The organism is Variovorax sp. 10N420, assembly GCF_056394705.1.
Map to the genome: position 1 here is coordinate 181,262 of NZ_JBFTIJ010000005.1, position 11,764 is coordinate 193,025.

Below are 11,764 nucleotides of genomic sequence, written 5' to 3' on the forward strand. Positions count from 1 at the left end.
TCTTCTGCGCCCGTGCGAGTGGGGGCAAAATGCTCCGATGGACTCGTCCAAGCAGGAAATCGCCGCTACCGCTGCCCGCCTCGTCGTCGAGGAGGGGCTTGAATACGGGCCGGCCAAGCGCCGGGCGCTGCGCGACCTGGCCTTGCCTGCGCGCACCGCTCTGCCCAACAACGACGAAATCGAGGCCGAGGTGCGCGACTACATCCGGCTCTATTGTTCAGATACGCAGCCCCAGGAGCTGCACGCTCTGCGCCTTCTGGCGCTGGAGTGGATGGAGCGCATGGCTGAATTCAGGCCTCACGTGGGCGGCGCGGTATGGCACGGCACGGCCACGCGCCTGTCCGACATATATATACAGCTGTTCTGCGACGACTCGAAATCGGCCGAAATCGCCCTGATCGATCACCACGTGGACTATGAACCCCGCATGGTCACCGGCTTCCATGGAGAGCAGGTCGAAGCGCTCAGCGTTCATGCGACCAGCCGGGCGCTCGGTGAAGAGATCGGCGTGCACTTGCTGGTCTACGACCTCGACGACCTGCGCGGGGCGCTCAAGCCGGACGCCCAGGGTCGGGTGCCCCGCGGCAATCTGGCCGCGCTGCGGCGGCTGGTAGAGAAAGAACAGGAAAACGGATGACCCCCGGCCCTACTCGTCGCGGCCTGCTTTATGGCGCGGTTGCCGCAGTGGCGGCCGCGGCCGGAATCGGCGGTGCCTATTGGCGCAGCAGGGATTCGCAAGGCGCCGCCGATCGCATGGACGAGACCTTTTGGGCGCAGCGTTTCGATCGGCCCGAGGGCGGCGAGCTGGTCCTCGAGAGCTTGCGCGGCAAGCCGCTGTTGGTCAACTTCTGGGCGACCTGGTGTCCGCCTTGCGTCGAGGAAATGCCGCTGATCGATGCTTTCTTCAAGGAAAACGGAGCCAACGGTTGGCAAGTGATCGGATTGGCCATCGACCAGCCGAGCTCCGTCCGCAAATTCCTTGGCAAGACGCCGGTGACATATCCGGTCGGCTTGGCCGGGCTCCAGGGCACCGAGCTCGTCAAGCAGCTTGGCAACACGTCGGGGGGACTCCCCTTCACGCTGGTGATCGACAGCAGCGGCTCAGTCGCGGCGCGTAAAATGGGCAAGCTCGAACCAGGCGACCTCCAGGCTTGGCGGCGTGCCTGATTTCACGGCTAGAATCCAGCCCCACATTCGGTAGATGGCGCCTAAACGCCGAAAAAGACCGGTTTTCAGGCGAGTTAAGTTCTAATAATCGGCAAAGCCGACGCTGGAGTCCCATGGATCTACGCAAGCTCAAGACACTGATCGACCTAGTGTCTGAATCCAACATTTCCGAACTGGAAATCACCGAGACCGAGGGGAAGGTCCGGATCGTCAAGGGCGGCACGGCCGCACCAGTGCAATACGTGCAAGCTGTCGCCTCGCCTGCCGCGGCGGCCCCCGCGATCGGCGCCGGCCCCGCTCCTGCACAAGCCAACCCAGCAGCCACGCCTGAAGCAGCCGCGGCGGGTCACGCAGTCAAGTCTCCCATGGTGGGCACCTTCTACCGCTCTTCGAGTCCTGGCGCCGCAGCCTTTGTCGAGATCGGCACTCAGGTGAAGGAAGGCGACACCGTCTGCATCATCGAGGCGATGAAGATCCTCAACGAAATCGAAGCCGACAAGAGCGGCACCGTCACACAAATCCTCGTCGAGAACGGCCAGGCGGTCGAGTACGGCCAGCCGCTGTTCATCATCGAGTGACCATGTTCAAGAAGATCCTGGTCGCCAACCGCGGCGAGATTGCCCTGCGGATCCAGCGGGCATGCAGCGAACTCGGCATCAAGGCGGTGATGGTGTATTCCGAGGCCGACCGAGAAGCCAAATACGTCAAGCTGGCCGAGGAGGCCGTGTGCATCGGCCCCGCGCCGTCCGCGCAAAGCTATTTGAATATGCCCGCCATCATCTCGGCCGCCGAGGTGACGGATTCCGAGGCCATCCATCCCGGCTACGGATTTTTGAGCGAGAACGCCAACTTCGCCGAGCGCGTGGAGCAGAGCGGCTTTCAGTTCATCGGACCCAGCCCCGAATCGATCCGCCTCATGGGCGACAAGGTGTCCGCCAAGCAAGCCATGATCAAGGCCGGCGTGCCTTGCGTGCCCGGCTCGGACGGTGAACTGTCGGACGACCCGACCGCCAACAAGCGCATCGCGCGCGCCATCGGCTACCCCGTCATCATCAAGGCGGCAGGCGGCGGCGGTGGACGAGGCATGCGCGTCGTTCACACCGAAGCGGCGCTGGTCAATGCGATCCAGATGACCAAGGCGGAAGCCGGCGCGGCTTTCAACAATCCGGCGGTCTACATGGAGAAGTTTCTCCAGGACCCGCGCCACATCGAAATCCAGATACTGGCCGACAAGCACAAGAACGCGGTGTACCTCGGCGAGCGTGACTGCTCGATGCAGCGGCGCCACCAGAAGGTGATCGAAGAATCCCCCGCCCCCGGCATTCCTCGCAAGCTGATCGAAAAGATCGGCGAGCGCTGCGCTGCCGCTTGCAAGCGAATCGGCTATCGCGGCGCCGGCACCTTCGAGTTTCTCTACGAAAACGGCGAGTTCTATTTCATCGAAATGAACACGCGCGTGCAGGTGGAGCATCCGGTGACGGAATTCACCACCGGCATCGACATCGTCAAGACGCAGATCATGGTCGCCGCTGGCGAGAAGTTGCCCTTCACCCAGCGCCAGATCGAGATGCGCGGCCACGCCATCGAGTGCCGCATCAATGCCGAAGACCCGTACAAGTTCACGCCTTCGCCCGGCCGTATCACCATGTGGCATCCGCCGGGTGGTCCAGGGGTGCGCGTCGATTCGCACGTCTACACGAACTACTTCGTGCCGCCCAATTACGACTCGATGATTGGCAAGATCATCGTGCACGGCGACACGCGGGAGCAGGCGCTTGCGCGCATGCGTACCGCGCTGAACGAAACGGTGATCGAAGGCATCCAGACCAACGTGCCGCTGCACCGCGAACTGATGGTCGATGCCAAGTTCATGAGTGGTGGCACCAACATCCACTATCTTGAAGAGTGGCTGGCTGCGCATAAGAGGTGAACACCCCCAGGCTGCGCGCACTTCGTGTCGCTTCGCCTACCCCCTTGCAGGGGGCAACACCAGCGGCCCGGCTAAGCCGGTTCCGCGGTGTTTCTCGGATTTGTGCGGTGGTTGAGAAAGGGGGGGTGCTGTGTTTGAACTTCGATTGCTTGCGCCTGAGGACCACGTCGAGGCTGTGAGTGATGCGCTGGATGCGCTGGATGCGCTGAGTGTCTCGGTTGAAGATGCGGACGCGCAGACGGATGCGGAGCAGGCGCTGTTTGGCGAACCAGGCATGCCTCCGCCCAAGGAAGGCTGGCAACGGTCACGGGTGATCGCCCTGTTTGCCACCGAACAGTTGGCGCGCGAAGCGGCTTCGGTGCTGGCTGCGCAGGATTTCTTCGACGGGTGCAGCGTTCTGGGCGTGGTCGATGTGCCCGAGCAGGACTGGGTTCGGCTGACGCAGTCGCAGTTTTCGCCGGTCGAGATCACGCCCGAGTTCTGGATCGTTCCGACCTGGCATGAGCCCCCAACTCAGGCGAAGCAGGTGATTCGGCTCGATCCGGGGCTGGCCTTTGGCACCGGCACGCATCCGACCACGCGCATGTGTTTGCGGTGGATCGCATCGCAGGGGGATCTGGCTGGCCGTCGCGTGCTCGACTATGGGTGTGGATCGGGCATCCTCGCGATCGGGGCGGCGAAGTTCGGCGCTGTCCAGATCGATGCGGTCGACATCGATGAAGCAGCGGTCGAATCGACGCGGCTCAACGCGGAGGCCAACGGCGTGAATCTGAACGCAGGGCTGCCCGAGGCCGCGACGGGCCGCTACGAGATCGTGCTCGCGAACATTCTCGCGACGCCGCTGAAGGTGTTGGCTCCGCTGCTGTGCGCCCATGTCGCATCGGGCGGCACCCTGGTGCTGGCCGGCATCCTCGAGCGCCAGGCCGACGAGCTCAAGCTGGCCTACGCGCCTTATGCGACGCTGGAGGTGAGCGACAGTGAGGACGGCTGGATCTTGATGAAGAGCATCTAGCTCGCCAAACGGGTCCGCGTCGCGACCAGCCGGTTTCGGGTGGGTGCCACCCCTACAATCTTCGCCACATGAGTCTGGTCACCCGCTGTCCTGCGTGCGCCACCACTTTCAAGGTGGTGAGGGACCAGCTTCGCATTTCCGATGGATGGGTGCGCTGCGGGCGCTGCAGCGAGGTGTTCGATGCGACGATTGAATTGCACGACACCACTGCGCCGGCGCCTGAAGAAAGCACGGTTGACGAAGCGGCCGTGCCAGCAACGATCGATGGCGATGTCGAGACTCAAGCTCAGCCCGATCCTGAACCCGTTCCCGAGCCCGTTCCCGAAGAAGCCGCTCGGAATGAAGCGGATACAGACTTTTTCGACGACGACCACGGACCGTCGCACCCGGAGCTCTCTGATGTTCCGGAGGTCTCGGAAGCTCCTGAATTCAACCCCCCTGAAGAGTCCGCAAAAGACGCCTCGCCTCTGCCGCCCAGGCTTGCCGATGACAAGCACTGGCCCGATCCGGAATCTCTGACGCTGGAGGATGAGGGTCGCATCGCGGTGCGTCCACCTCTCCCACCGCCGATTTCTTTTCCCGATATCGACCTGAGCCTGTCTTCGCCCGTCCCCGCACCTTCACCGGCGCCTTCGCCTTCAGCGGTGAAGGCGAACTCAGAAGGCGCGCTGCTGGACGCCGCCACCGACGTCCAGTTCCAAAAGGCATTGCGGCGTGCGCACATCAAGTCCGCCAAGATTGCCAAAGCGAAGGCCCGCGAGCAGAAGGCCGCGGCTGCGGATGCCGCACCCGTGATCCTTGCCGCCAGCGAACCCGAAGCGCGCGACGCCAGTGCAACGGACATCCCCTCGCTCTTCGGCGCGGAAGAAAAGAGAGGCTTCTGGCAGGGGGCAGCAGTGCGGCGTTCGATGGTCGTACTCGCCATTCTTGCTGCCGCGCTGCTGGCGGCCCAGGTGGTCTATCAAGAGCGCGACCTGATCGCCGCTCGCCAGCCGGCGGCTCGGCCCGCGCTCGCATCGATGTGCAAGCTGCTGGGCTGCGAGCTCTCCGCGCTGCGCCAGATCAACGACATCAAGGTCGACGGCGCGTCGTTCGCGCGCGGCAAGAACGACGAAGGCTATCAGCTGAGCTTCACGCTTCGCAATGCTGCGGACGTGCCGCTTGCGATGCCGGCAGTCGAGCTGTCGCTTCTCGACACACAGGAGAGAGCCGTCGTTCGTCGCGTGCTCATGCCGGCGGAATTCGGAGCGCCGGTCGTTCTGCCGGCCCGCACGGAGCGTGCGGCGTCGCTCGCGTTGAAGCTCACCGGGCCCGAGGTGCAGTCTCTGCCGCCGGTCGCCGGGTTTCGGCTCGAAGCGCTCTATCCCTGAGCCTCTGTTCGCCTTCCGTTCCATTCAACAACCAACGTTCATCGTTCATCATCCATGGCAGCAGTGATTTGCGGGTCCCTAGCGTTCGACACGATCATGACTTTCGAGGGCCGGTTCGCCGACCAGATTCTTCCTGATCAATTGCACATCCTCAACGTGTCGTTCCTCGTGCCCGGCTTGCGGCGCGATTTCGGCGGCTGCGCTGGCAACATCGCCTATAGCCTCAACGCACTCGGCGGCACTGCTTTGCCAATGGCAACCGTCGGCAGCGACGGTGCCGATTATCTGGAGCGCCTGCGTTCGCTCGGCATCAGCACTGAATTCGTCCGCCAGGTCGCGGACACCTTCACCGCGCAGGCGATGATCATGAACGACCGCGACAACAACCAGATCACGGCGTTCCATCCCGGCGCGATGCAGCAGGCACACATCACGCGCATCGCAGCACGCGAGGACATCCGCCTCGGGATCGTGGCGCCCGATGGCCGCGAAGCCATGCTGCAGCATGCGGAGCAGTTCAAGGCGGCCGATATCCCCTTCGTGTTCGATCCGGGCCAGGGCCTGCCGATGTTCGACGGCAAGGAGCTGGCGCACTTCGTGGATCTGGCGAGCTGGGTCGTGGTCAACGACTACGAAGGAAAGATGCTTTCCCAGCGCACCGGATGGAGCCTTGCGGAGATATCCAAACGGGTGCGCGGTCTCGTGGTCACGCTGGCTGCCGAGGGTTGCGAAGTCTGGGTCAACGGCGAACGCGAGCATGTGCAGGCAGTGACACCGGAAGCAGTCGTCGAGCCGACGGGCTGCGGCGACGCATGGCGCGGCGCATTGCTCTTCGGCCTCGAAGAGGGTTGGCCGCTCGCGCGCTGCGCGGCGCTGGGCAATCAGTTGGGCGCGCTCAAGATCGCACAGCGCGGCCCGCAAAACTACAAGGTCGACCTGAAGGCGCTCGGCCTCTGACCTGCGCGGCGGCCAGCCGCCCAGCCCCGCACAAATAAAAAAGCCCGGCACCTTGCGGTACCGGGCTTTGCCTTAAGCGCTGCTGAGAAACTCAGGGCTTGCTGGCCGTAGGAAACGGCCAAGCTGCCTGGGGGTTCAGCGTCGTCTGCGCCGCAGTGGGAGCAGGGGCAGGCGCTGCAGCAGCCTTGGCGGGCGCCTTGGCCTTCTTGGCAGCAGGCTTCTTCGCTGCTTTCTTGGCGGCAGGCTTCTTGGCTGCAGCCTTTTTCGCAGGGGCCTTCTTGGCGGGAGCCTTCTTTGCAGCGGCCTTCTTGGCAGGCGCCTTCTTCGCAGGAGCCTTCTTGGCTGCTACCTTCTTGGCAGGAGCCTTCTTCGCTGCGGCCTTCTTCGCCGGGGCCTTCTTGGCTACGACCTTCTTGGCGGGCGCCTTCTTCGCAGGAGCCTTCTTGGCCGCGACCTTCTTTGCCGGAGCCTTCTTCGCCGGGGCCTTCTTGGCTACGACCTTTTTAGCCGGAACCTTCTTGGCCGCGACCTTCTTTGCCGGAGCCTTCTTCGCAGCGGCCTTCTTGGCCGGAGCTTTCTTTGCAGTTGCCATTTCTATTTCTCCTTGATCAAGTTGAAAAAATCAACCTTTTGAAGCACTCCACGCATGTTGGTCAGCGTGAAGCGATTCATGGCGTTGGAGCAAGCCCCAGCACCATGAACACCTGAGCCCTCATCGATGCCGCACTCTCCGGTGCGATTCGTTCGTGAGGGCGATTCTTGAATTCACTTTGTTCTTGTCGAAAAAATTCAATCCCAGGACAGGGCGCCACCCGACTGATACTCGATCACACGGGTTTCGAAGAAATTGCGCTCCTTCTTCAGGTCAATCATTTCGCTCATCCAGGGGAACGGATTTTCTTCGTTCGGGAAGAGCGTTTCGAGGCCGATCTGCTGTGCGCGCCGGTTGGCGATGTACCGCAGGTAGCCCTTGAACATGGAGGCGTTCATGCCGAGGACGCCACGTGGCATCGTGTCTTCGGCGTATCGGTATTCGAGCTCGACGGCCTTCATGAAGAGGGCCTTGATCTCCGCCTTGAACTCGGCGGTCCAGAGGTGCGGATTCTCGAGCTTGAGCTGGTTGATCAGGTCGATGCCGAAATTGCAGTGCATCGATTCGTCGCGAAGGATGTACTGGTATTGCTCGGCAGCGCCGGTCATCTTGTTCTGGCGGCCCAACGCGAGGATCTGCGTGAAACCGACGTAGAAGAAGAGACCTTCCATGAGACAGGCGAAGACGATCAGCGACTTGAGCAGGGTCTGGTCGTTTTCGTGCGTGCCGGTGTGGAAGTTCGGGTCGCTGATGGCGTCGATGAACGGGATCAGGAACTGGTCCTTCTCGCGGATCGACGGCACTTCGTTGTAGGCGTTGAAGATCTCGCTCTCGTCCAGGCCGAGCGATTCGACGATGTACTGGTAGGCGTGCGTGTGGATCGCTTCCTCGAACGCCTGGCGCAGCAGGAACTGCCGGCACTCGGGCGCCGTGATGTGGCGATAGGTGCCCAGCACGATGTTGTTGGCGGCCAGCGAGTCGGCCGTCACGAAGAAGCCGAGGTTGCGCTTGACGATGCGGCGCTCGTCTTCGGTCAGGCCGTTGGGATCTTTCCATAGCGCGATGTCGCGCGTCATGTTCACTTCCTGCGGCATCCAATGGTTGGCGCAGGTGGCGAGATACTTTTCCCAAGCCCACTTGTACTTGAACGGAACCAACTGATTGACGTCGGTCTGGCCGTTGATGATGCGCTTGTCTGCTGCGTTGACGCGCCGCGTGGCTGCTGGTGCGGGTCGCACCGCTGCGCCGTCATCGAGCGTGCGCACGGCGGGCGACGAAATCGAAACGGGGGAAAGCGAAGCAGGAGAAATGTGGGAAGCAATTTGCGAAGTCGGAAACTCCGACGAGCGGCCGACTTGCGTGCCGCTGTTCGATGTGTGCCGCAATCCTTGTTGCAGATCCTTTGGCAAGGAGGGCTTGACTTCTTCGTCCCAGGTCAACATAGAAAAATCCAATGCTCAAATTATGTGAGCAACGATGTGAGTTGCAAAGTGCTCCTTCACATCGCGCTCCAATTATGTTGTCGTTATGTTGTTCGCTTGCATCGCAAATTGTCAGGCGATGCCGCAAACGACCTCCACTTCACGCCGACATCATTGGCATGCTTCGCACGTCGGATCATCGACGCCGCAGAATGCGATGTCGGTTGCGGGCATCGCACTCAACTGCGCTTGTGCTGCGAGTGCCGCGGCTTCGAGCGCGCTCATGCCCGATGACGAATCGCCACTGCCCGATGACACCGCGTTGAGCCGACCCGATTGCACGGTGGATTTCTCCGCGTGCGTCGCGCTCTGCGTGCGAAGGTAGTAGGTGGTCTTGAGGCCACGCAGCCATGCAAGCTTGTAGGTGTCGTCGAGCTTCTTGCCCGATGCGCCGGCCATGTAGATGTTGAGCGATTGCGCCTGGTCGATCCACTTCTGGCGACGTGCAGCGGCTTCGACGAGCCACGTGGTCTCGATCTCGAACGCCGTGGCGTAGAGCGACTTGATGTCCTGCGGTACGCGATCGATGGGGCGCAGCGAGCCGTCGAAATGCTTGAGGTCCATCACCATCACATCGTCCCAGAGGCCCAGGCGCTTGAGGTCGCGCACCAGGTAATGGTTGATGACGGTGAACTCGCCGGAGAGGTTGGACTTGACCGAGAGGTTGCCGAAGCAGGGCTCGATGGACGCGTCCACGCCGATGATGTTGGAGATGGTTGCCGTCGGTGCGATGGCCACGCAGTTCGAATTGCGCATGCCGTCGGACTTGATCTTCTGGCGCAGCGAATCCCAGTCGAGGGTGGACGAGCGGTCCACTTCCACGTAGCCGCCGCGCGCCTTCTCGAGCAGGTCGAGCGTGTCGGAGGGCAGCACGCCCTTGTCCCACAGCGAGCCCTTGTAGCTCGAGTATTTGCCGCGCTCGCGCGCCAGGTCCGTCGAGGCCCAGTAGGCGTAGTAGCAGATCGCTTCCATCGATTCGTCGGCGAACTGAACGGCTTCCTGTGAGGCGTAGGGAATGCGCAGTTCGTACAGCGCGTCCTGGAAGCCCATCAGTCCGAGGCCGACCGGACGGTGGCGCAGGTTCGAGTCGCGTGCCTTCTTGACCGCGTAGTAATTGATGTCGATGACGTTGTCGAGCATGCGCATCGCCGTCGAGATGGTGCGCTTGAGCTTTTCCTGGTCGACCTTGCCGTTCTTCAGGTGCTGCAGCAGATTGACCGAGCCGAGATTGCAGACCGCGGTTTCGGTGTCGCTGGTGTTCAGCGTGATCTCGGTGCAGAGATTCGACGAATGCACGACGCCGGCGTGCTGCTGGGGCGAGCGCACGTTGCAGGCATCCTTGAACGTGATCCACGGATGGCCGGTTTCGAACAGCATCGTGAGCATCTTGCGCCACAGGTCCGAGGCCGGGATGGTGCGGCTTGGCTTGAGATCGCCGCGCGAAGCCTTTTCTTCGTAGGCGACGTAGGCCGCTTCGAAGTCGGCACCGAACTTGTCGTGCAGGTCGGGCACGTTCGATGGCGAGAACAGCGTCCAGTTGCCCTTTTCCATCACGCGGCGCATGAACAGGTCGGGGATCCAGTTCGCGGTGTTCATGTCGTGCGTGCGGCGGCGATCGTCGCCGGTGTTCTTGCGCAGCTCGAGGAATTCCTCGATGTCGAGATGCCAGCTTTCCAGGTAGGTGCACACGGCGCCCTTGCGCTTGCCGCCCTGGTTCACCGCGACGGCGGTGTCGTTCACCACCTTGAGGAAGGGCACGACGCCTTGCGATTCGCCGTTGGTGCCCTTGATGTGGCTGCCGAGGGCGCGCACGCGCGTCCAGTCGTTGCCCAGGCCGCCAGCGAACTTGGACAGGAGCGCGTTTTCCTTGATCGACTCGTAGATGCCGTCGAGGTCGTCGGGCACAGTCGTGAGATAGCAACTCGACAGTTGCGATCGCAGCGTGCCGCTGTTGAACAGCGTCGGCGTGCTCGACATGAAGTCGAAGGAAGACAGCACTTCATAGAACTCGATCGCGCGGGCTTCGCGGTCGATCTCGTTGAGCGCGAGGCCCATCGAGACGCGCATGAAGAAGGCTTGCGGCAGCTCGATGCGCGTCTTGCGCACGTGCAGGAAATAGCGGTCGTAGAGCGTCTGCAGGCCGAGGTAGTCGAACTGCATGTCGCGCTCCGGCTTGAGCGCGGCGCCCAGGCGGGCCAAGTCGAACTGCAGCAGCTTCTCGTCCAGCAGCTCGTTGTCGACCCCCTTCTTGATGAACTGGGGAAAGTAGTCGGCGTAGGCTTGCGCGCGGTCGGCTGGCGGCACTTCGCGGCCGATCACTTCCTTGAAGATCGTGTGCAGCAGCAGGCGCGCGGTGGCGAAGGTGTAGTCGGGATCTTTCTCGATCAGCGTGCGTGCGGCGAGGATCGACGCCTTGTAGACCTCGTCGAGCGGAACGCCGTCGTAGAGGTTGCGCATCGTCTCGGCGAGGATCGGGTCGGCCGTGATCGTGTCGCCCAGGCCGGTGCAGGCCGATTCGATGAGGGCCTTGAGCTCGTTCAGGTCGAGCGCGACTCTTTCGCCGCGGTCGAGTACGTGCAGCGCGGGCTGGGCCACGGGCGCGTCCTGTTCGCCTTGCTTGGTGCGCTCCTGCGAGCGGCGTTCGCGGTACAGCACATAGGCGCGGGCGATCTCATGATGGCCGCCGCGCATGAGGCCGAGTTCGACCTGGTCCTGCACGTCTTCGATGTGGAACGTGCCGCCGCCCGGACGCGAACGCACCATGGCGCGCACGACGGCCTGCGTCAGTGTGTCGACGGTCTCGCGCACGCTGGCCGAAGCCGCGCCCTGCGTGCCATGCACGGCCAGGAACGCTTTCATCATCGCGATGGCGATCTTGTTCGGCTCGAAGGGCACGACCGCGCCATTGCGGCGGATGATCTGGTAGTGGGCCAGCGCGTTGCCGGCGGGGGAGCCGGCGACATCCCGGCTTTGCGGCGTCGAGGGTACGGCGCGAGAGGTGGAAGGGGTGTTCAGTGCAGTTTGCATGCGATCCTCGTATGGGCGATTCTTGTTCGGTGCGGCGTTGTCGGGCCGCTGTTTCCGGCAGTGAGTGCCGGGGCAGGGCACACTATATCTAGTGGCAAAGAGGGCTACAAGCCACTAGATATAGCGTTTTCGACAATTAGCAACGGATGTGAAAATTCTCGCCGGCCTTTTGATCGGCAGCGAAGCCGCATCCCGGTTGGGACAAGGCAGCGAGGTCCCCTGCCCATG

10 protein-coding genes are annotated in these 11,764 nt (G+C 62.6%); 7 read left to right on the forward strand and 3 right to left on the reverse strand.

Features of this window, described 5'->3' with window-relative positions; all coding sequences use genetic code 11:
• The first annotated feature begins 37 nt into the window (after positions 1 to 37).
• The 7 genes from AC1DEK_RS14835 to AC1DEK_RS14865 all read left to right on the forward strand — a co-directional run bounded on the left by AC1DEK_RS14835 (position 38) and on the right by AC1DEK_RS14865 (position 6,436).
• Positions 38 to 637 (forward strand): hypothetical protein, encoded by a 600-nt coding sequence (locus AC1DEK_RS14835; RefSeq protein WP_478126013.1) that lies wholly within the window; start codon positions 38 to 40, stop codon positions 635 to 637.
• On the forward strand, positions 634 to 1,167 hold the full coding sequence (locus AC1DEK_RS14840; RefSeq protein WP_478126014.1) for a TlpA family protein disulfide reductase: 534 nt from the start codon (positions 634 to 636) through the stop codon (positions 1,165 to 1,167). The genes AC1DEK_RS14835 and AC1DEK_RS14840 overlap by 4 nt, the downstream gene beginning before the upstream one ends.
• Positions 1,168 to 1,280: 113 nt before the next feature.
• On the forward strand, positions 1,281 to 1,745 hold the full coding sequence (accB, locus tag AC1DEK_RS14845; RefSeq protein WP_478126015.1) for an acetyl-CoA carboxylase biotin carboxyl carrier protein: 465 nt from the start codon (positions 1,281 to 1,283) through the stop codon (positions 1,743 to 1,745).
• A gap of 2 nt (positions 1,746 to 1,747) precedes the next feature.
• On the forward strand, positions 1,748 to 3,097 hold the full coding sequence (gene accC, locus AC1DEK_RS14850) for an acetyl-CoA carboxylase biotin carboxylase subunit (protein ID WP_478126016.1): 1,350 nt from the start codon (positions 1,748 to 1,750) through the stop codon (positions 3,095 to 3,097).
• Positions 3,098 to 3,227: 130 nt separating this feature from the next.
• Positions 3,228 to 4,109: a 50S ribosomal protein L11 methyltransferase gene (gene prmA / locus AC1DEK_RS14855; protein ID WP_478126017.1), complete on the forward strand. Its 882-nt coding sequence runs from the start codon at positions 3,228 to 3,230 to the stop codon at positions 4,107 to 4,109.
• 68 nt (positions 4,110 to 4,177) lie between these two features.
• Positions 4,178 to 5,479, forward strand: coding sequence for a zinc-ribbon and DUF3426 domain-containing protein (locus tag AC1DEK_RS14860; protein WP_478126018.1), 1,302 nt, complete (start codon positions 4,178 to 4,180; stop codon positions 5,477 to 5,479).
• A gap of 54 nt (positions 5,480 to 5,533) precedes the next feature.
• Positions 5,534 to 6,436, forward strand: a complete 903-nt coding sequence (locus tag AC1DEK_RS14865; RefSeq protein WP_478126019.1) for a carbohydrate kinase family protein — start codon at positions 5,534 to 5,536, stop codon at positions 6,434 to 6,436.
• A 91-nt stretch (positions 6,437 to 6,527) separates the two neighbouring features.
• On the opposite strand, the gene AC1DEK_RS14870 is transcribed toward AC1DEK_RS14865, so the two are convergent.
• From AC1DEK_RS14870 to AC1DEK_RS14880, 3 genes are all read right to left on the reverse strand, one after another.
• Positions 6,528 to 7,028, reverse strand: coding sequence for a histone H1-like DNA-binding protein (locus tag AC1DEK_RS14870; protein ID WP_478126020.1), 501 nt, complete (start codon positions 7,026 to 7,028; stop codon positions 6,528 to 6,530).
• Positions 7,029 to 7,225: 197 nt separating this feature from the next.
• Positions 7,226 to 8,470 (reverse strand): ribonucleotide-diphosphate reductase subunit beta, encoded by a 1,245-nt coding sequence (locus AC1DEK_RS14875; RefSeq protein WP_478126021.1) that lies wholly within the window; start codon positions 8,468 to 8,470, stop codon positions 7,226 to 7,228.
• A 150-nt stretch (positions 8,471 to 8,620) separates the two neighbouring features.
• Positions 8,621 to 11,536 (reverse strand): ribonucleoside-diphosphate reductase subunit alpha, encoded by a 2,916-nt coding sequence (locus AC1DEK_RS14880; protein ID WP_478126022.1) that lies wholly within the window; start codon positions 11,534 to 11,536, stop codon positions 8,621 to 8,623.
• Positions 11,537 to 11,764 lie beyond the last annotated feature (228 nt).